Below are 18,734 nucleotides of genomic sequence, written 5' to 3'. Positions count from 1 at the left end.
AGTGAATAGTTTACTTGCGCAGGAGAGATGCTTCGACTTCGCTCAGCATGACGTTCTTTGTAGCCTAATTGATTGCCCCATAAAATAGAATGGAAGCCCAAGCCTACTACCAGCAATTTGAGCGCAACGTGCGCATCATCCTCGATGCCCTTGCCTCCGGCCTCGACCTGCGCACCACCTCCCTCGAAACCAGCCTGCCGATCGAAGTATATGTGCTGTGTGAAGTCCTGAACCAGGGCGCCGGCGAAGATTTCGCGCTCACCGCTACCGGCGTGGCCCGGCTGGCCGAATTTCAGCAGCAGTTCATGAAGCACGAGGGCCAAACCCTGGCCGCTATGGAGCGCGTGCTCGCCGACAAGCGCGGCACCATGCGCACTCCCGAAGGCCGAGTGCTGGCCAAGGAAATGCTCATCCGGCGGCTGGAGTTCTTCAACGAAGCGGCCCGCCAGGTAAACGTGATGCGCACGCAGCAGGCCCTGGGTAGCCCCAGCCAGTACGAGGGCGTAAACAAATAGCTCAACCCAACAACATTTTTACGAAAAGGCCGCTTCTGATAGACAGAGGCGGCCTTTTTATTCGTGTGTATCCAGCACCTGCGGTTGAGTAAATCGGGGGCTAGCTCAATTTATTTCTCTTAGTTCAGGTGGCGGCTGGTCGCCGTGGCCGGGCTTATTGCGTATCAAGCATTCATGCTGCCTCGCACTCCACTGCTCACGTCGCGCCTTTGCCTGCGCCCCTACGAGCTGACCGACGCGCCCGAGTTCTTCGCCCTGCTCGATGGCGACCGTGGCCGTTTTCGCACTTCCTTTCCCGACCGCCTCCAGGCCGTGCGCACCCTCCCCGATGCCACGGTGGCCCTACGCGCCTTTGCCGATGACTGGCGCACGGGCCGCTTCTACGTATTTGGGCTCTGGCACCGTGCCCACGGCGCTTACCTGGGCGATATCTGCATCATGCCCCAGTCCAAGGGCCAAGCCGAAATTGGCTATTACCTCGCCTCCGCCGCCGAGGGCCAGGGCTACGCCCGGGAGGCACTGTCAGCCGTGGTGCAGTTTGGCTTTGGAATGCTGGGAAGCCAGCGCCTGCTCATTCGCTGCTACGCCCAGAATGCGCGGGGCCAGGCCGTGGCCCGCGCCGCTGGCTTCCTGCCCGAGCCGCAGCCCAAGCGCCCGCTCTGGTTCCGCAACGCCGACGCGGTGGGCAACATCCAGCGCTTTGTGCTGACGGCTGCGGGCAGGCAGCCGGCGTAAGGCCGCGTTTCGTTGGGCTGATTCTGGACTAGGGCGTGTTCTCAGTTAATAGGGTAACTTGGGAATGAACGCAGACCGGACATTACTGACGGATTCGATGTGGGCGGAGTTGTCGCCTTTGTTGCCGGGCCAGGCCAATTGCCGCGGCACGACGGCGCGCGACACGCGCGGCTTTGTGGAAGCGGTGCTCTGGCTGGGGCGCACGGGCGTGGGCTGGCGGGACCTGCCGCCGCATTTGGGGCACTGGCACCGGGTGTACGTGCGCTTTGCCCGCTGGCGCGACAGCGGCGTGTGGGAGCGGGTGGCGAACTGGCTTATCGCCCACAACCGCCGCATCCCCCACGCCCGCCAGCGCCAGGTGCAACTCGATTCGACCAGCATCCGCGTGCACCAGCACGCGGCCGGCGCCGCCAAAAAAAAGGCGCGCAGGCCATCGGCCGCAGCCGGGGCGGGCGCACCAGCAAGCTGCACCTGAGCTGCGACGGGGCCGGCAACGTGCTCAATTGGTTGCTCACCCCGGGACAGGCCGGTGATTGCCCGCAGGCGGCGTGGCTGCTGGCCCCGCACCTGGCCCCGGCTTGCGAAGTGGTGGCCGACACGGCTTACGACAGCGACGCCTTGCGCGGGCTGATTGCCGCGGCGGGCGCGCTGGCCGTTATTCCGCCTACGCCGAGGCGGCGCCACGTCCCCCATTTTGACCCCTGCGCCTACGCCAAGCGCCACCATATCGAGCAAACCGTGAACAAGCTAAAACAGCACCGGCGCTTGGCCACCCGATACGACAAATTGGACGCCTCTTTTCAGGCGTTCATCTGTGCCCGCATCATGACCCTCTATCTTAACTGAGAACACCCCCTAAAGCGTAGTATTACTGCGCCACGCGCACGCGTTTGGCCGCGTTGCCCAGCAGCCAGTCCTGCCGGAAATTCAGGTACATGCCGAAGGAATAGTCCAGCAGCTTGGCATTGAGGTCAAATAGCGGCTCCACCCGCGCCGTAAGCGAAGCCGCGTCGGAGATGCGGAAGTCGTGCAACAGCCGCAGCATCACAATCTTGCGCTTCGGGTCCACAAAGTCCGGGTTCGATACCGTGCGCGAGGCGCTCTGGTACAAGTCGCCCCCGAGCGGCGAGATGAAGCGCGAGCCCTGCCAGTAGCTCAGCATCACGTCGGCGTAGCGGGTTTCGAGGGTGGCGTTCAGGTACAGGGCCCGGCCGTAGCGGAAGGGGAACTGGCCCTTCGTGAAAGAATAGTCCTGATAGCCGAGCACGTATCCGTTGAGCCGCACCGCCCGCACATTGGGCCCGGCAAGGCACCGCCGCGCTTCCAGCCCCAGGGCCTCGTTAAATACGGTTTGCAGGGGCTTATCCAGGGTATCAATCTGCCCGCCGTGGTGGATGCCCGTGAACTGGAACGGCAGCGCCACCTCCCACGGGCTGCCATCACAGCTGAGGCGGTAGCTGCTGCTGATGCCTCCCGCTACTTCTTCCTGGTAGTTGCTGTAGCGGTACTGCTGGCGCTGCCAGTCCACCCACTGGTCTACAAACAGCCGGGGGCCCTGGTAGCGCACCTGGATGCCTTCCTCCAGCGGGTTGAGCATGGCCCGCTCAAAATTGAACATCGGCTCAATGTAGTGGTGGGCCAGATGGGGACGGATGTTGCCCAGGATTATCTGCTGCTTGCCGGTGGTCCAGGTGGCGCGGAACGTGGGCCGCACATGCTGCAAGACCGGGTTGCCAAAGTCCTTCCACAGAAACACGCCGCCTTCGAGGCGCAGGTCTTTGATGGGGTAATACACGAGCTGCGGATTGAGCTGCGTGCCGTAGAGCGTGTAGCCGTCGACGATTTTATTGAAGTACTCGTTGTCCTTGAAGAAAACGAAGGCATTGAGCGAAATTCTTATGTCGCCGGCCTTTGCGGGAGCGTAAGAACGCAAGGCATTTACGGTCGCCGAATCAACTTCTTTTCCTTGTTTATGGTACAAGGCATCGGTTTCTGTTTTGGCCTGGGCCCACTGGGCAGGAGGACTAATAAAGGCCCGATTATCCAGTTGCGCCCGCGCTTCTCCCACTGTAATTAGCACACCTACAAGGGCAACTAAAATTTTTAGATAATTCGCCATATATTTCTGCTTTCAACGGCACGAAACCGCTGAGCACTGTGTTAGAAAAAACCGACGTAAAAGGGCTTCTTCGTAGTCCTAACCAAGGAATAGTTTTATTCGATTGCGACGGCACCAAAACCCTTAACTTTACCAAACCTAATTCCTTTTTCCTATCCCCATGGCAGTAGCTACTGACAAAGCTTCAAAAGCGGACAAGGCCGAGACCAACGTCGCGGCCGAAAAAATGAAAGCCCTCCAGCTCACGCTCGATAAGCTGGACAAAGCCTATGGCAAAGGCACCGTGATGAAGCTCAGCGACAACAAGGTTGGCGACATCCCGAGCATCAGCACCGGTTCGCTCTCGCTCGACATTGCCTTGGGCATTGGCGGCGTGCCCCGTGGCCGCGTGGTAGAAATCTACGGCCCGGAATCGTCGGGTAAGACCACCCTGACGATGCACATGATTGCCGAGGCGCAGAAGAAAGGCGGCATGGCCGCGTTCATCGACGCCGAGCACGCCTTCGACAAATCCTACGCCGAGAAACTCGGCATCGACACCACCAACCTGCTCATCGCCCAGCCTGATAACGGCGAGCAAGCCCTCGAAATCGCCGACCAGCTGATTTCGTCAGGTGCGATTGATATCATCGTGATTGACTCCGTGGCCGCCCTCGTGCCCAAAGGCGAATTGGAAGGCGACATGGGCGACTCGAAAGTGGGCTTGCACGCCCGCCTCATGAGCCAGGCCCTGCGCAAGCTCACCGGTACCATCAACAAGACCGGCTGCTGCTGCATTTTCATCAACCAGCTGCGCGAGAAAATCGGCGTGATGTTCGGCTCGCCCGAAACCACCACCGGTGGTAACGCCCTGAAATTCTACGCTTCGGTGCGCCTTGATATCCGTCGTATCGGCCAAATCAAGGAAGACAAGGACAACGTGACCGGCAACCGCACCAAGGTGAAGGTGGTGAAGAACAAAGTAGCGCCGCCCTTCAAGGTGGTCGAGTTCGACATCATCTACGGCCAGGGCATCTCGAAAGTCGGTGAGATTGTGGACCTGGGCGTCGACATGGGCATCATCGGCAAGTCGGGCTCGTGGTTCAACTACGGCGACACCAAAATTGGCCAGGGCCGCGAAGCGGTGAAAACCCTGCTGCTCGACAACCCCGAGCTGGCCAATGAAATTGAGCAAAAAATCCGCACCATGGCCAAAGGCGACGAGGACGTTATTCCCGTGGACATGGCCGGCCCGGAAGACGGCGAAGACACGCTGTAAGCGCGTTGAACCTGAATATTCAAAAGCCCGTTGCAATCCGCAGCGGGCTTTTTTACGTCCGTATCTTTACCTGTCTGCAGGCTGGCACTGCGTTTGTCAGGACCGGGTCTGGCTTCTCTTCTTGTTTTTCTTATGAACCGCCGTTGGCTCCTCTTTACTCCGCTTGTTTTGTTGCTCTTGGTGGCCATGCAGCCCGCTTTAGGCCCCGGCGACGCCGTTCGGTTTATTCCGCAGTCCAGCTTTGGGCGCGGTGAAGTCATCCGGTACACCGTGCACTACGGCCTCATCAACGGCGGCGAAGCCACGGTAGAAACCGCCGGCAGCCTGGAGCGCGTGAACGACCGGCCCTGCTACAAGGCCACCGTGAGCGGCCGCACCACGGGCTCATTCGATTTTTTCCTGCGCATCCGCGACCAGTGGCGCGCTTACATCGACACGACCAGCATCTTGCCCATGCGTTCGCAGCGCGACATCGCGGAGAAGAACTACCGCAAGAAGGAAACCATCAACTACGACCACATCCGCGACGTGGCCGAGGTGCAGGACCACGACAAGGACAACCCCAAGCGCACCACCGTGAAGGTGGCCAACAACACCCTGGAGCTGGTGAGCGGCTTTTACTACCTGCGCACGTTCAACTTTGACCGCATGCGAGTGGGCGACGTCATCAAAGTACCCGGCTACCTCGACGGCGACAATTTCATGCTCGAAGTCGTGTACAAAGGCCGCGAAATTGTGGAAACCAAAGCCGGCGACGTGCACACGTTCAAGCTGGTGCCCAAGCTGCCAAACAACAAGCTCTTCCGGGGCGAAAACGCCATTTCCGTGTACCTCTCCGACGACCGCAACAAGATTCCGGTGCTGTTTCAGGCCGAGATGTTCGTGGGCACCGTGAAGGTGGACATGGTGAAGTACCAGGGCCTAAAGTACCGCCTGAACATGGCAAACTAGCTCAATTCCCTATCGAGAAACAGCACGTAATCAGCTCAACTACAAAAGGCTCCGACTCTTAATTGAACTGGGGCCTTTTGCTTTTGACCAGGAGTGAGCCCAATAGAATGGTAGCCGCTCAACTCAATTTCGATTCGCTGGGCCGGCCTTGGGCTTATGCTGCCGGCGCCTGAGCTGCGCCAGCAGCAGCCTCCGCACCGCAAGCAGAGCAGGAGTTGGTCACATAACCGTAACATAGCCAAGGGCTCCACAATCGGTACTTTTGCAGCACCATTGCTTTGCTTCACTTAAGCCCAAACGCCGTGACTGCTCCCAAATCGCCCGTGTACAAGATTCTCGTGGTCGATGACGACCCGGACATCGTTGAGCTGCTGGAGTTCAACCTGAAGAAAGAAGGCTACCAGACGGCCTCGGCCAGCGACGGCCGCAAAGCCCTGGCCGTAGCCGCCGATTTCCACCCCGACATCATCCTGCTCGATGTGATGATGCCCAACCTCGACGGCATTGCCGCCTGCCGCCTCCTGCGCGAACAGCCCAAGTTCAAGGACACCTACATCCTGTTCCTGACGGCCCGGGCCGAAGAATTCTCCGAAGTAGCCGCCTTTGAGGCCGGCGCCGACGATTTTATTGCCAAGCCCATCAAGCCCCGCGCGCTGCTCAGCCGCCTGGCCGCCGTGAAGCGCCGCGACCACGACCCCCACGCCGCCGTCGACGCCATCGACATCAACGGGCTGCGCATCGACCGCACCGGCTTTGCCGTGTACCAGAATGGGCGCAAAATTACCCTTCCCAAGAAGGAATTTGAACTGCTGGCGTTTCTGGCGGCCTCGCCCCACAAGGTGTTCAACCGCGAAGAACTGCTCAAGAATATCTGGGGCAACGACGTGTTTGTGCTGGCCCGCACCGTGGACGTGCACGTGCGCAAAGTGCGCGAAAAAGTTGGCGACCACCACATTCAGACCATCAAGGGCGTCGGCTATAAGTTCAACGCGGAATGAATAAGGGTTAAGTTTTGAGTGTTGAATGCTGAGTTTTGGAAAATCATTGAGACTGGCTCCCGGCCGAATCAGATTCACAACTCCTTCAAGCTCTGCGAATGCCCCTTGGCCATTCAACCCTCAGCATTCAACACTCAAAACTCCCGCAATGAACCTGTCTTCCCGCACCATTGCCATCCTCATTGCGCTGCTGGTGGCCGGTGTGCTCACTGCCTATGCCCACTTTGGGCCCATGCTGCCGTTTCGGGAAGCCTTTCTGGCGGCGGGCATCACGGTAGCCGCGTGTTTTTTGCTGGTCTATTTGTCGTTTGAAGCGCTGATTTTTCGGGAAATCAACGGCATCTACGCGGGCCTGGAGCACATCAAACGCAAGGAGTTCAAGCGCCTGAGCAATAAATTCCTGTTTCGGCCCGAGCCCGTGAAGCGTGTGCGCGATGAAATCCTGCTCATGGCCGAGCGCCGCCAGCAAGAGCTCGACGAACTAGTGCGCCTGCAGGCGCTGCGCCGGGAGTTCCTGGCCGACGTCTCGCACGAATTGAAAACGCCGCTCTTCGCCGCCCAGGGCTTCGTGCACACCATCTTAGACGACGAAGACGACGAAATTGACCTGGCCACGCGCCGGAAGTTTCTGAGCAAAGCCGCCGCCAGCCTCGACACGCTCGATGCCCTGGTACAGGACCTGGTCACCATTGCCCAACTCGAAAAAGGCGTAGTGCGCATGCGCCGCCAGCGCTTTGACCTGGTGGCGCTGGTGCGCGAGATATTCGAGCTGCTGGAGCAGCAGGCGGCCCGGCGCGGCACGGCCCTCGAGCTGTTTCCGCCCAACCTTCCCGAAACGGGCCTGTTGGTGGTCGCCGACCGCAACCGCATCCGCCAAGTGCTGGTGAACCTGGTTGACAATGCCATCAAGTACGGCCGCGCGCAGGGCCGGGTGGTGGTGGGCTTGGTCGAATCTGGCCGCTCCGTGCGCATTTCCGTGCGCGACGACGGCGCCGGCATCGCGCCGGAGCACCAGTCGCGCATTTTCGAGCGGTTCTACCGCATCGATAAAAGCCGCTCGCGCGAATCGGGCGGCTCAGGCCTGGGCCTCGCCATCAGCAAGCACATTGTGGAAGCCCACAAATCCAGCATTCGAGTAAAAAGCACCATCGGCGAAGGCACAACGCTGGAATTTAAGTTGAGCAAGCCTAAAAGCGGAAACATCAGCCCGCGCAACAAATAGACCGGACTGCGGCGCTGGTCGAAGCATCAATTCAGCTAAACTAGGGAGTGTTTACAGTTAGAGCCAGGTTAAAGCTGCAACTAAGCAGCAAGTAGCAAAGTAGTTGGCGGCGCGTTTGTCGAATCGGGTAGCTACGGCCCGAAAGCGTTTTAAGCCATTAATAGCCCGTTCGATGTGGTTGCGCTCTTTGTAGCTTTCAGCGTCATGCGCCAACGGGACCGTGCGGTTTTTCTTGCCGGGAATCACGGCCGTGGCCCCTGCCTGCTGGATTTGGGCGCGCACGTAGCCCGCGTCGTAGGCCCGGTCGGCCAGCACCGCCTGCCCCGGGCGCAAGTGCTGCACCAGCAACCCGAGCGCTTGCGGGCAATCCCCCGCGTGGCCCCCGGTCAGGGCCAGGGCGCAAATGCGGCCCTGCGCGTCGCAACTCAGGTGGAGTTTGGTCGTGAAGCCGCCGCGGCTGCGGCCGAGCGCCTGCCCGCAAGGGCTGTCTTTTTTTTCGCGCCGGCGGCCACCTGGTGCGCCCGTACGGTGGTGGAATCGACCAGCAGGCGGTGCAAGCCGGCTTCCTGTTGCACTTGGGCCAGCACCCGGGGCCATACCCCGGCTTGCCGCCAGCGGCGAAACCGGGCGTACACCGTGTGCCAGGGCCCAAACCGCTCGGCCGGCAAATCACGCCACGAGACGCCGCAACGGGCCCGCCAGAGCACGGCTTCCACGAACAAGCGCGTGTCTTTGGCCGTCGTGCCCGGCGAACTTTCTTGGCCCGGCAGCAACGGCGAAAGCTTCGCCCACTGCGCATCGGTCAATAAACTCCGGTCTTTATTCATGCTCAAAGGTCGACCTTAACTGTAAACACTCCCTAGTTCATTGGGCTACCCGAAGCGGTAGCGTTCCGGCGCAAGCGCGGCAGCCCGGGGGCCGTACCTTTGGGGCTTCGTATGAAGCTTCCCAATTTTTCCGACCTCGTTATTTTTGAAAACGACGATTACCTCGTCGTTAACAAGCCCCCGTTCCTGGCCACGCTCGACGAGCGGGTGGGCGGCGCGCCCAACATGCTGCGGCTGGCCCGCCAGCACCACGACGACATTCAGGCCGCCCACCGCCTTGACCGCGAAACCAGCGGCGCCCTGGCCTTCGCCAAAACCCCCGAAGCCTACCGCCACCTCGCCATGCAGTTCGAGAACCGCGAGGTGAAAAAGCAGTACCACGCCGTGGTGTGGGGCACCCCGCAGTTCGACAATCAGATTGTGGAGCGCAGTATCGAAAATACCACGCGCGGCAAGGCCCGCCTCGCCTACAAAGGCAAGGCGGCCGAAACGCACTTTACCACGCTCGAGAATTTTACCCGCCATTCGCTTATTCTGTGTGAGCCCGTCACAGGCCGCATGCACCAGATTCGCCTGCACCTCATGTACTTGCAGGCGCCCATTGTGGGCGACACACTATATGGGGGGGAGGATTTTTTCCTCTCGTCCCTGAAGAAGAAATTCAACATGAAGGCCGGCGAGGAAGAGCAGCCCTTCATCAAGCGCTTTGCTTTGCACGCCATGCGCCTGCAGTTCACGGGGCTGCAGGGCGAGGAAATAGTGGTAGAGGCGCCTTATCCCAAAGATTTTCGGGTGCTGGTGGAAGCCTTGCGGCAGAACCAATAGCCCTATCTCAGCGCACCCGCTCGAATACTATTATGCGGGTGGTGTCGCGTTCCGGGTGCAGCGGGTGGCGGGGCAGCGAGTCTTGCCACATCTGCCGGAAGCGGGCATCTGCCCGAACCTTATCTAGGTACACGTGGCCTTCTACGGGCGTGTACCAGTCGTCCCACACCAGGAGCCCGCCCACGGGCAGCGACGCTACCTGGGCGTCTTTATTCAGGACAATGGCGGGGTGGGCTTTGGGGTCGAAGAAGTTGTTGCGCGTCGCCACGGCCACATAAGGGAACTCATACGCCAAAGGCCGTGCCGCCGGGCCATACGTGCGGCGTATCCAGGCCGCCGCATTTTCCACCACTTGCTGGTCGGGCGTCCGCGTGAAGTCGTGCTGCCAGGGAAAGTCGCTGCCTGGTTCCACAGCCGGAAACAGCACAGCCGCCAGCGCCACCGCAATGCGGATGCGCCGCCGAGCAGCCACCGTCTGGCCTACCCGCGCCACGCCGGCCAGGCCGCTGAGGGCCGCCAGGGCAAACAGTGGCGTGGTCACGGTAAGCACCCGCGTCAGGCCAAAGGAATTGAACAGGCCCTTGGCCCAGAAAATAGTGTGGGCCCCCACGAATACGACGATGCTTCCGTAAATCAGGAATAGCTCAGCCCGAAACAGCGGCGCCCGGCGGCGCACGGGCCGGAAGCAGTCGAGCAGCATGCGCCCGGCGCCAATGAGCGCAAGCGCCCAAAGCACCCGGCCCAGCAGGTAGGGCAGATGAATCCAGAAATGGTCCCAATCGCCGTGCCCGTATACTGACACCGTGGCGTAAGGATTGTGGCCAAAAACCCAACCCCAGTCGCCGAGCACCACCGCGCCTACGGCGCTAAATACCGCATAGCCCAGCAGCAACAAGGGCAAAAACCACCACTGCCGTTCCCACGCCAGGTATACCGTCCAGATGCCAATGAGCATGAAACCTTCGGAGCGCACAAAGGGCAGCAGGGAAATAAGCGCCGCCGACCACCCCGGCCGGCCCGTAACGGCCAGCGCCACCGCGCCCACCAGCAACAGCCCAAACAGCGGCTCGGTGAGGCCGGAAAACTGAATGAAGAAATAATCAGGGGCGGCGTAAGCGAACAGAATGGCCAGTTCTGGCGCCGGCAGGCGCAAGGCCCGCGCCACCACAAACGCGCACCACGCCGACAATGCCACCACCCCGCACTGGAAGAGCTTCATACCCAGGAACCCCGCCTGCGCCGGGACCGAAGCCAGCAGCGTAAACAACGGCTTGGCCCACGAATCAAGGTAATTCATGGGGTACTGAAAGGCGTCGCGCGCAAACAGGTAGTGCTTGATGCTGTCGCCCGAATCGTAGGTGCTCTTCGTCAGAAACGCCACCACCACCGATATCCCCAGGAATACGGCCAGCAGCAGCCGGGCACGCCGGGTGGAAGCCGAAGAATCTGAAACAGGAGTGGCTGGGTTCATAAGGAACGAAAGGCCCAAAAGTACGCTTGTGCTCACTTGGCTGCCCTAGGGCCCGGCTGTGGCGGGGTTGAACTTCGGACGACAACAGAAAAACTACTCGTCCATGTTTGCCTATTTCCCCATAAATCAGTACCTTTGTGTCCGTTTTTCCCGAAGCCGTAGGGGCTTCGAACTCTTATTCAATAGTTTAGCATACCTTTTTTTCGACTCATGGACCACCTGAGCTTCAAGACGACCCACGTCAATAAGGCCAACGCCCAGAAGAGCTGGGTTATCGTAGACGCCAGCGTAGCCCCGCTGGGCCGCGTTTGCTCGCAGATTGCCAACATTCTGCGCGGCAAGCACAAGCCTTCGTTTACGCCCAACTCGGACTGCGGTGACAACGTCATCGTTCTCAATGCCGACAACCTGCGCGTTACGGGCAAAAAAATGACCGAGAAGGTCTACATCACGCACTCGGGTTACCCCGGCGGCCAGAAGCGTCGCACCGTACGCGAGCAAATGAACCGCGACTCGCGCCGTGTAATTGAGCACGCCGTGAAAGGCATGCTGCAAGGCAACAAGTTGGGTTCGGCTCAGTACCGCAACCTGTACGTGTACGCCGGCATGGAGCATCCGCACGAAGCCCAGCAGCCCGTTGCTATCGAACTCAAAAACCTGTAAGCCAACGACGGCTTACGCTTTTATTTTTCCACTAAATGGCAATTACCAACACCTCTGGTAGAAGAAAAACCTCGGTGGCCCGCATTTACATGCAGGCCGGGCAAGGGAATATCACTATCAATGACCGGGACATGAAGTCGTATTTCAGCAACGAGTTGCTGGAAAACGTCGTGAACCAACCCCTGGCAATCCTGGAGCAAGTCGGCCAGTACGACATCAAGGTGAACGTGCGCGGCGGCGGCATTTCGGCTCAGGCTGAAGCCATCCGTTTGGCCATCACCAAGGCTCTGGTTAGCGACAACGAAGAAACCCGTCCTGCTTTGAAGAAGGAAGGCTTTCTGACCCGCGACCCGCGCATGGTGGAACGCAAGAAATTCGGCAAGCGCAAAGCTCGTCGCTCGTTCCAGTTCTCGAAACGCTAATCCAGGAGGAAACATATCATGGCCCAGACTACCTATAAGGACCTGCTCGACGCAGGTGCCCATTTTGGTCACCTCACCCGCAAGTGGGACCCCAAAATGGCGCCGTACATCTTCATGGAGAAGAACGGCATCCACATTATTGACCTCAACAAAACGCTGGTTTCGCTTGACTACGCAGCCCAAGCTATTCGCAACATTGCGAAGAGCGGCCGCAAAATCATGTTCGTAGCCACGAAAAAGCAGGCGCAGGAAATCGTTACGACGGAAGCTGAGCGTTTGAAGATGCCTTTCGTTACCGACCGGTGGTTGGGCGGCATGCTCACCAACTTCGCCACGGTTCGCAAGAGCCTGAAGAAGATGGCCACCATCGACAAGATGGTGAAAGAGAACACGGCCTACGCCGCTCTCGCCAAGCGCGAGAAGCTGATGATGTCGCGTGAGCGCGCCAAGCTGGACCGCGTACTCGGTGGCATCGCCGACCTCGGCCGCCTGCCCGCTGCCCTCTTTGTAGTAGACGTGAAGCGCGAGCACATCGCCGTGAAAGAAGCTCAGAAATTGGGCATCCCGGTGTTTGCTATCTGCGACACGAACTCCAACCCCGAGCTGGTGCAGTTCCCAATTCCTGCCAACGACGACGCCTCGAAGTCCATTCAGCTCATCGTGGGCGTCATTGGCAAGGCCATCGAAGACGGCCTGTCGGAGCGCAAAGTTGACAAAGAAGACGCCGAGCGCAAGGAAGCCGACGAGGCTGCCATCGCCGAAAAAACGGCTGCTGACGAAGAATAGTCCCTTCTTAGCTCTTTGAAAAAAGGGAACCTTCGAGTAGCTAGGCTCCGGAGGTTCCCTTTTTCTTTTCCCTGAATTCCAACCCAACAAACACAACATCTAATGGCCGCTATTACCGCCGCAGACGTAAACAAGCTCCGCACCATGACCGGTGCCGGCATGATGGATTGCAAAAAAGCCCTGACCGAAGCCGATGGCGACTTCGAAGCTGCCCGCGACATTTTGCGCAAGGCTGGTCAGAAAATCGCTGACAAGCGTGCCGAAAACGAAACGTCGGAAGGCTTTGTAGCCGTGAGCGTGAGCGAAGATGGCACCAACGGCAAACTGGTGGCCTTGGCCTGCGAAACCGAGTCGGTAGCCAAAGTGGCTAACTTCCGTGAACTGGTTCAGCGCATCCTCGATGCTGCTGTGCGTACCAACGCTACTACCAAAGAAGACCTGCTCGCTACCAAAGAAGAGGATGGCCTGAGCATTCAGGAGCACATCACCGACCTGATGGGCAAAATCGGCGAGAAGCTGGACCTGACCTACGCTACCCTGACCGCTGAGAAAGTAGCTTCCTACATCCACTCCGACAGCAAGAAAGGCGTACTCGTGGGCCTGAAGAACGTGGGCTCGGCCGACGCTGCTGCCGTAGGCCGCGACGTAGCCATGCAAATTGTAGCCATGAAGCCCGTTGCCGTTGACAAAGACGGTGTGGACTCGGCTACGGTGGAGCGCGAAATTGAAATCGGCAAAGAGCAGGCGCGTGCCGAAGGCAAGCCCGAGGCCATGCTGGAGAAAATTGCCCAAGGCAAGCTCAACAAGTTCTACAAAGAGAACACCCTGCTCAACCAGGAGTTCGTGAAAGACAACTCGCTGACCATCGCCGCCCTGCTCGACAGCAAGTCGAAAGGCATGACGGTTTCGGACTTCAAGCGTGTGGCTATCGGCGCTTAATTGCGTTAAGCCCTTTATAAAAAGACCCGCTGGCATTGCGCCAGCGGGTCTTTTTTGTGAATGCACAATTAAAATTGGCGCTACTTACTGCTCAGCTGCCACGACTGTACCCGTGCCTTGGCGTTCTCGCGAATGTTCAGGTAGAACAAGGCGTAGTCGGCGATGTGGAAGGAATGGCGCAGTTCGGGGCGGCCGGGGAGCAGGAAGCGGGGGTATCCCCCGGGTTTGGGCGGAGTTATCCAGAGCAGGCCTTTGTGGATTTGGGCGTCGGTTACCTGTGGGTCGATGCGCTTGAAATTCTGGCTGACGCCACCGCGGTTGAGCGTGGCGGGGGCTAGCAGGGTGTCGAGTTTCCAGGTGAGGGGATTGGTGACAGCAAATGGCTGGAAAGGCAAATAATCGAAGCTGGTGGCTACGGAATTGTAGGTAATGAAGCAGCCCGTTTCGAGCGAATCGGCGCAGGGGCGAATGGTTTGATACTCATCAGTCTTCACCTTGAAGCCGACGAGGTAGGCGGCCACAAGCTGGCGGCGGAGCTTGAGGTCGGGGTCGAAGAATTCGTGCAGCAGGCGGGTAGCGTGGGCCGTGCCTTGGCTATGCCCGGCAATGATGATGGGGCGGCCCTGGTTGTAATGGGCGAGGTAATACTGGAAGGCGGCTTTCACGTCGGCGTAAGCCAGGTCCAGGGCGGCCTGGCCATTGGGGGTCTGCTCGTCGAAAAAGGAATAGAGCGTGGCCTGGCGGTAGCGCGGGGCATAGATGCGCCCGGCCGCATTGAAGGCGCTGGCCTGATGGCGGATGGTGCTGCGGTCAGTGAAGCGGTTGAGCTTATTGGCGCTGAGGTCAGCATTCCAGCCTTTGGGCCGGTAAAAGGTAGTGGGATGGATAAAGAAAACGTCGGCCGGCGCGGCGGCTTGCTCGTCGCGCAGGCCCGAGTTTAGGGGCACGGCATCGGCCGAGTCGCGGCGGGTGGGTAGGGCAGCCCAACAGCTATCCAAGGCATAGTTGGGGCCGGTAGCGGGGGTGTACTCCACAAAATCGTGGCGCGGCTTAAGGAGGTTAAGGCAGGAAGCGAGGGGCAGTAGCGGCAGTAAAAACAGAAGCGGGTAGAAGCGGCGGAACATGAATATTAGCACAGGTATAAATCTTATGTAGAAGCTCATGCCTTGCGGTGCGCGGCATGAGCTTCTATTCTATCAATCAAATAGTAGCGGGCCAGTGCTTGAGCTGGCGGGGCTGGCCGGCCTCGTCGTACAACAAGCTCATGGGCTCGAGGGGTTTCTGGACGATGTCAGCCAGGCTGATATTCCAGCGATACCACATATCGGCCAGCGTCTGGGTATAAGATGCGTTTTCCCACGGATTGAACACGGCGCCGGTCACGTCGTCGAGCAGGGCGTCAAACACCAGCTGGGTATCGCCGGGGCGCGGGGCGCGGGGGTAGATGTCGGGCACCACGTGCAGGAGGTGGGCAGCGTAGTATACGCGGGCCTTAAACTCGGCAATCTGCACGGGGTGCAGCGGGCGCTGCGCATCCTGGTATACCTTGCCCATGGCCTGGCCAATCAGCCCAATATCCACCAGGCAGGCCACCAGCACGGTTTTATCGAGCTTGATGCTGAAGACGAGGGTGTTCAGGTCGTCGTCGTACTCGAAGGGGGTCACGTCCTCAGCGGGGTCGGCTTCGAGCACGAAAACGGAGCCGGGCACAAAGTCGGCGTACTCGGTGGGCACGCGCAGGCCCTGTAGCAGCTGGAAAAACGCCTGAAAACGCCGAACCAACGCGGCGTTTTCTGCCAGGGGGTACTTGGGTTTTATCAGGGGCTCAAATTCATTCAGCAGCTCGGTGATGAACACCCCGTAGAACATTTTGCCCATCCACAAAAACAACGTTTCGTCGCCCAATGCCCGAAGGGCTTCCGGGCCTTGGGCGGAGGCGGCTTCTACCTGCTGTTCGAGGGCTTCGATGCGGGCGCGCACGGCTGGGCTGGCCGGGAGGCGCAGGTCGCGCATGAGCACCGTGCGCTGGTCGAGAAGCTGGATGGGGCGGTCGGCCAGGTGGTAGCGGGCTTGTAGCCAGTCGGCAAACACAGGGATGGTATCCTCGGGGCCCACGGGCTGGCCGCTGAGAAAACACGTCTGGGGGCCAAAGCGCATTCCATCGAAGGGGTCGTAGGGAATGAGGTCGGCGGGGGTGAGCTGGGGCATATAAATGAGTAACGCGAACTTAGGAGCTCACGCCGCCGCTCCGACGGACAAACCCGGCGGACGCGGCGACGCGAACTGCAAAGTTCGCGCTACGGCGGTTAGCAGATGGCGCGGGCCGCGGCTAGCGCGACAGCGACGAGCTGGCTTTGATCAGCAGCTTGCTCAGATTGTTCAGCGGGGTGCTGTAGTCGCCCCCGGCTTCTTCGGCTACTTTGGCCGTTTCGGCGCCGAGGGTAGCGAGCACCTCGGCAATGTCGTGGGTTGGGCTCTTGGCATCCGACAGCAGGAGGTTGAGCTGGTGGAGGCCTTGCTTAATCTTGGCCAGGCCCGGGCGCTCGGTGGAAGCCAGGACAGCTTCCCAGCGCTCAATCTCGACGAGACCCTGCGGTCCGGCGTTGGTGGGCGTGCTCGCCGTCAGGAAGGTCAGGGTATCGTCGAGGAGGGCGGTATTTTGCTGGTCGCTCACGGCCATGGGCACTTCGGGAGTGGCAGGCGATTGCGGAGTGGTGGCGGTGGAATCCATAAAAATTTACGAGCTAAGGAGGATACAAGGGGCTATACTAGCGCGGAGACTAAAAAGTTAGCCCCCTCTTAATTACCAAGAAGCTCCGTAGGCGGCACGGAAGAGCCGCGGGTTACCTTTCCTGCCTGGCTTTGATTAATGCTATCCTTTCATCGCAACTCGTTACTTCTATGAAAACATTGCTCAAAACCTTGTTTGTTGCGGCGGCCGTGGCCCTGGGCACCGCTGCCTGCACCAAAACCGACAAGAGGAACGCCGAGGCCACCGCCGATAGCGCCGCTACCACAGCCAAAACCGCGACCGATTCGGCAGCCGACCGCACCCAGGCCAAGCTCGACCGGGCCAGCAAAAAACTAGATGCGGCTACCGAAAAGCTGGAGGCCAAAATTGTAGCCGCCAGCGACAAGCTGGACGCTAAAATGGCGAAAGCCGGCGCCAAGATGGACGCCGCCGGGGAGAAACTGGATGCCAAAATGAAGGCCATGGGCGATGCCGCCGAACGCACGGCGGCCTAAGCCAAAGAAAACGCGAAAGAGGCGGCCAAGAGATAAGCATCGGCTCGCGCCTCGGTGACAGTCAGCATCAGTTCATATCAGAAAAGCCTGTACGCATAGCGTGCGGGCTTTTTGAAAATTGGGCTAAAGTCAGAGTCCGGCTACCTCAAGCAGCACCTCGTAGTACGGCCGCCCCAGCATGCGCGCCCGCAGCCAGGCATAGAAGCTCAGGGCCTGCAGGTCTTCGCGCTGCAGCGGCAGGAAGGTGGGTAAATCGGCCACGCGGGCGGCAAAGGCGGGCCGGCGGGCCGCCGCGGGGTCGTTGATGACGTCGTGCACCAGCTCAAGAAAGCTGAGAATGTAGCGGTAGGGCCCGCCCACCAGCCCAACTCCGGCCGTGGGCGTCAGGGTTGCGTCCTCGGTGGTGGAGGCAGCAGCTGCCTCGGCGGGGAACTGCTCGCGCAGGCTGCGCTCGATGGCTTTGAGGCGGCACAGGGCAATGTCTTCGTGGCCCAATTCGAGTTGAATGAACATTTCGGCCATGTTCTTATTCAGCAGCCACTCCAGCCCCAGCTGCTCCTCGAGCCAGTGGTCGGTGCGGCCGATGCGCAGCAGGGCCTGGTTGGCTTTGCTGAAATTGCCCTCGGCAAAGTAGTGGAACACCAGCTGCAGACGGGCGGTGAGCTCTTCCACAAGGGGCAGCGCGGGCGTGGCTTTCAGCGCCTGCTCCAGCAGGTCGATGCCCTCCGGGTTGCGGTGGATAAAGCCCAGGTTGGCGGCCAGCAGAAAGGTGAAGCGGGGCACGAATTCGGCGTATTTGCGGCCGGAGGATGCCTGGAGCAGCGCGCGGCCCTGCTCCAGGTAGGCGATGGATTGGGCAAAGTGCCGGGAGCGGTACAGCGCGTGCGCCAGCATGTAGAGCAGCCGCAACTGGTAGCTGCGCTGGGCCGGGGCAAACCCGTGGCGGCGCTCCATGAGGCGGTAGCAGCGCTCGATGTACACGGCAAACGTGGCAAAATCCCGGCGCACAAGCATGGCACTGCGCGCGATGGACATGAGCCGGCACAGCAACGACGGCGAGCGCGCAAAGGCCTCCTGCAGGTCGTACTCGGCCAGGATGTCGTGCATCATGGCGTCGAGCGGGGCGGCGGCCCGGCCTTTTTTGCGGGCTTCGCGCAGGCGCTGGCGCAGCAGGCTATCGGCAATGTTGGCCCGCTCCTCTTCGTCGGCGGCTTTTTTGTTGACGTGGCGGCGGGCAATTATCTCCGGCAGCGGCTCGGCGTGTGGGGAGTTGGCGTACTGAATCTGCAGGTTGTACACCGCGTTCAGGGGCTCGTACTGCTCGTTGTCGCGGGCCAGCTTCTCGGCCTTGCGCAGCGTGCTCCACGCCAGGCGCGGAATTCCGGCCTCGAACAGGTATTGGGCCAGGGTGAGCTGACCCCGCACGGAGGCCGCCGCCGTGGTATCGAGCTGGCGCTGGCGCAGCAGCAGGAAGTCGGTGAGGTGGCGCAGCAGGCGTTTGCGCAGCGCGTAGTACGCCACGGGATTGGGCGCGCCGGGGTACAGCGTGGCGATGAGCTGCGGGCCGGCGAGTTCCCTGGGCTGCACCAGCAGCTCGTACAGGCGGGAGTCTTGCCGGCCGGCGGCCTTGCGGCGCTGCCGCTGAATGAACACGCCAAAATCACGCCGCTCGTCGGGCCCCAGCGTTAAAAGCGTCGTGCGCAAATCGTCCATGTGGGCAAATTACGCTACGGATGCCGGCTGTGTACGCCGGCGCT

18 protein-coding genes and 2 pseudogenes are annotated in these 18,734 nt (G+C 60.2%); 13 read left to right on the top strand and 7 right to left on the bottom strand.

What is annotated here, in order from left to right:
- Nucleotides 1–89 precede the first annotated feature (89 nt).
- The 3 genes and pseudogenes from AUC43_RS06390 to AUC43_RS20015 form a co-directional block, all read left to right on the top strand.
- The gene (locus AUC43_RS06390; protein ID WP_068191152.1) at nt 90–515 is read left to right on the top strand and encodes a hypothetical protein; all 426 of its coding nucleotides are present in this window, start codon (nt 90–92) and stop codon (nt 513–515) included.
- Nucleotides 516–689: 174 nt separating this feature from the next.
- The gene (locus tag AUC43_RS06385; RefSeq protein WP_068191149.1) at nt 690–1,250 is read left to right on the top strand and encodes a GNAT family N-acetyltransferase; all 561 of its coding nucleotides are present in this window, start codon (nt 690–692) and stop codon (nt 1,248–1,250) included.
- Between the two features lie 81 nt (nt 1,251–1,331).
- Nucleotides 1,332–2,096, top strand: a pseudogene (locus AUC43_RS20015) (IS5 family transposase); the annotation flags it as partial.
- A gap of 22 nt (nt 2,097–2,118) precedes the next feature.
- On the opposite strand, the gene AUC43_RS06370 reads toward AUC43_RS20015, so the two are convergent.
- Nucleotides 2,119–3,183 (bottom strand): hypothetical protein, encoded by a 1,065-nt coding sequence (locus tag AUC43_RS06370; RefSeq protein ID WP_068191147.1) that lies wholly within the window; start codon nt 3,181–3,183, stop codon nt 2,119–2,121.
- Nucleotides 3,184–3,529: 346 nt separating this feature from the next.
- On the opposite strand from AUC43_RS06370, the gene recA reads away from it, so the two are divergent.
- From recA to AUC43_RS06350, 4 genes are all read left to right on the top strand, one after another.
- A complete protein-coding gene (gene recA / locus AUC43_RS06365; protein WP_068191145.1) occupies nt 3,530–4,627 on the top strand; it encodes a recombinase RecA in 1,098 nt (365 codons plus the stop codon).
- A gap of 186 nt (nt 4,628–4,813) precedes the next feature.
- The gene (locus AUC43_RS06360; protein ID WP_233254122.1) at nt 4,814–5,578 is read left to right on the top strand and encodes a DUF3108 domain-containing protein; all 765 of its coding nucleotides are present in this window, start codon (nt 4,814–4,816) and stop codon (nt 5,576–5,578) included.
- 302 nt (nt 5,579–5,880) lie between these two features.
- Nucleotides 5,881–6,576 (top strand): response regulator transcription factor, encoded by a 696-nt coding sequence (locus AUC43_RS06355; protein WP_233254121.1) that lies wholly within the window; start codon nt 5,881–5,883, stop codon nt 6,574–6,576.
- A gap of 148 nt (nt 6,577–6,724) precedes the next feature.
- On the top strand, nt 6,725–7,798 hold the full coding sequence (locus AUC43_RS06350; RefSeq protein ID WP_068191140.1) for a sensor histidine kinase: 1,074 nt from the start codon (nt 6,725–6,727) through the stop codon (nt 7,796–7,798).
- Nucleotides 7,799–7,855: 57 nt separating this feature from the next.
- On the opposite strand, the pseudogene AUC43_RS21475 reads toward AUC43_RS06350, so the two are convergent.
- Nucleotides 7,856–8,625, bottom strand: a pseudogene (locus tag AUC43_RS21475) (IS5 family transposase).
- Between the two features lie 111 nt (nt 8,626–8,736).
- Between AUC43_RS21475 and AUC43_RS06335 the strand changes: the two are divergent.
- On the top strand, nt 8,737–9,450 hold the full coding sequence (locus tag AUC43_RS06335; protein ID WP_068191137.1) for an RluA family pseudouridine synthase: 714 nt from the start codon (nt 8,737–8,739) through the stop codon (nt 9,448–9,450).
- A gap of 7 nt (nt 9,451–9,457) precedes the next feature.
- Here AUC43_RS06335 and AUC43_RS06330 read toward each other — a convergent pair whose 3' ends face one another.
- Nucleotides 9,458–10,921 carry a hypothetical protein gene (locus AUC43_RS06330; RefSeq protein ID WP_068191135.1) on the bottom strand — a complete coding sequence of 488 codons (1,464 nt, stop codon included), beginning with the start codon at nt 10,919–10,921 and terminating at the stop codon, nt 9,458–9,460.
- 210 nt (nt 10,922–11,131) lie between these two features.
- Here AUC43_RS06330 and rplM point away from each other — a divergent pair, with 210 nt between their 5' ends.
- From rplM to tsf, 4 genes are all read left to right on the top strand, one after another.
- The gene (rplM, locus tag AUC43_RS06325) at nt 11,132–11,584 is read left to right on the top strand and encodes a 50S ribosomal protein L13 (protein ID WP_068191134.1); all 453 of its coding nucleotides are present in this window, start codon (nt 11,132–11,134) and stop codon (nt 11,582–11,584) included.
- 35 nt (nt 11,585–11,619) lie between these two features.
- The gene (gene rpsI / locus AUC43_RS06320) at nt 11,620–12,006 is read left to right on the top strand and encodes a 30S ribosomal protein S9 (RefSeq protein ID WP_046246877.1); all 387 of its coding nucleotides are present in this window, start codon (nt 11,620–11,622) and stop codon (nt 12,004–12,006) included.
- Between the two features lie 18 nt (nt 12,007–12,024).
- A complete protein-coding gene (gene rpsB / locus AUC43_RS06315) occupies nt 12,025–12,792 on the top strand; it encodes a 30S ribosomal protein S2 (RefSeq protein ID WP_068191131.1) in 768 nt (255 codons plus the stop codon).
- Between the two features lie 102 nt (nt 12,793–12,894).
- The gene (tsf, locus tag AUC43_RS06310) at nt 12,895–13,731 is read left to right on the top strand and encodes a translation elongation factor Ts (RefSeq protein ID WP_068191130.1); all 837 of its coding nucleotides are present in this window, start codon (nt 12,895–12,897) and stop codon (nt 13,729–13,731) included.
- A gap of 80 nt (nt 13,732–13,811) precedes the next feature.
- Here the strand turns inward: tsf and AUC43_RS06305 are convergent, their stop codons facing one another.
- The 3 genes from AUC43_RS06305 to AUC43_RS06295 form a co-directional block, all read right to left on the bottom strand.
- Entirely contained in the window at nt 13,812–14,855 is a 1,044-nt protein-coding gene (locus tag AUC43_RS06305; protein ID WP_068191128.1) for a DUF3089 domain-containing protein, read from the bottom strand.
- A 76-nt stretch (nt 14,856–14,931) separates the two neighbouring features.
- Nucleotides 14,932–15,939, bottom strand: coding sequence for a hypothetical protein (locus AUC43_RS06300; protein WP_068191126.1), 1,008 nt, complete (start codon nt 15,937–15,939; stop codon nt 14,932–14,934).
- A gap of 121 nt (nt 15,940–16,060) precedes the next feature.
- Nucleotides 16,061–16,462: a hypothetical protein gene (locus tag AUC43_RS06295; protein WP_068191124.1), complete on the bottom strand. Its 402-nt coding sequence runs from the start codon at nt 16,460–16,462 to the stop codon at nt 16,061–16,063.
- Between the two features lie 170 nt (nt 16,463–16,632).
- Here AUC43_RS06295 and AUC43_RS06290 point away from each other — a divergent pair, with 170 nt between their 5' ends.
- A complete protein-coding gene (locus AUC43_RS06290; protein WP_068191122.1) occupies nt 16,633–16,977 on the top strand; it encodes a hypothetical protein in 345 nt (114 codons plus the stop codon).
- Between the two features lie 129 nt (nt 16,978–17,106).
- On the opposite strand, the gene AUC43_RS06285 is transcribed toward AUC43_RS06290, so the two are convergent.
- Nucleotides 17,107–18,690: a hypothetical protein gene (locus AUC43_RS06285; protein ID WP_068191120.1), complete on the bottom strand. Its 1,584-nt coding sequence runs from the start codon at nt 18,688–18,690 to the stop codon at nt 17,107–17,109.
- Nucleotides 18,691–18,734 lie beyond the last annotated feature (44 nt).

The sequence above is a fragment of the Hymenobacter sedentarius genome (genome assembly GCF_001507645.1).
Taxonomy (GTDB): domain Bacteria; phylum Bacteroidota; class Bacteroidia; order Cytophagales; family Hymenobacteraceae; genus Hymenobacter; species Hymenobacter sedentarius.
Note: the sequence above shows the minus strand (reverse complement) of the source record. Positions and strands in the feature narration are given on the sequence as shown.

Excerpts from the sequence above, each read along its gene's own strand:
- AUC43_RS06390 (WP_068191152.1), top strand. The coding sequence starts at position 90 with ATGGAAGCCCAAGCCTACTACCAGCAATTTGAGCGCAACGTGCGCATC.
- AUC43_RS06385 (WP_068191149.1), top strand. The coding sequence starts at position 690 with ATGCTGCCTCGCACTCCACTGCTCACGTCGCGCCTTTGCCTGCGCCCC.
- recA (WP_068191145.1), top strand. The coding sequence starts at position 3,530 with ATGGCAGTAGCTACTGACAAAGCTTCAAAAGCGGACAAGGCCGAGACC.
- AUC43_RS06360 (WP_233254122.1), top strand. The coding sequence starts at position 4,814 with ATGCAGCCCGCTTTAGGCCCCGGCGACGCCGTTCGGTTTATTCCGCAG.
- AUC43_RS06350 (WP_068191140.1), top strand. The coding sequence starts at position 6,725 with ATGAACCTGTCTTCCCGCACCATTGCCATCCTCATTGCGCTGCTGGTG.
- AUC43_RS06335 (WP_068191137.1), top strand. The coding sequence starts at position 8,737 with ATGAAGCTTCCCAATTTTTCCGACCTCGTTATTTTTGAAAACGACGAT.
- AUC43_RS06330 (WP_068191135.1), bottom strand. The coding sequence starts at position 10,921 with ATGAACCCAGCCACTCCTGTTTCAGATTCTTCGGCTTCCACCCGGCGT.
- rplM (WP_068191134.1), top strand. The coding sequence starts at position 11,132 with ATGGACCACCTGAGCTTCAAGACGACCCACGTCAATAAGGCCAACGCC.
- rpsI (WP_046246877.1), top strand. The coding sequence starts at position 11,620 with ATGGCAATTACCAACACCTCTGGTAGAAGAAAAACCTCGGTGGCCCGC.
- rpsB (WP_068191131.1), top strand. The coding sequence starts at position 12,025 with ATGGCCCAGACTACCTATAAGGACCTGCTCGACGCAGGTGCCCATTTT.
- tsf (WP_068191130.1), top strand. The coding sequence starts at position 12,895 with ATGGCCGCTATTACCGCCGCAGACGTAAACAAGCTCCGCACCATGACC.
- AUC43_RS06305 (WP_068191128.1), bottom strand. The coding sequence starts at position 14,855 with ATGTTCCGCCGCTTCTACCCGCTTCTGTTTTTACTGCCGCTACTGCCC.
- AUC43_RS06300 (WP_068191126.1), bottom strand. The coding sequence starts at position 15,939 with ATGCCCCAGCTCACCCCCGCCGACCTCATTCCCTACGACCCCTTCGAT.
- AUC43_RS06295 (WP_068191124.1), bottom strand. The coding sequence starts at position 16,462 with ATGGATTCCACCGCCACCACTCCGCAATCGCCTGCCACTCCCGAAGTG.
- AUC43_RS06290 (WP_068191122.1), top strand. The coding sequence starts at position 16,633 with ATGAAAACATTGCTCAAAACCTTGTTTGTTGCGGCGGCCGTGGCCCTG.
- AUC43_RS06285 (WP_068191120.1), bottom strand. The coding sequence starts at position 18,690 with ATGGACGATTTGCGCACGACGCTTTTAACGCTGGGGCCCGACGAGCGG.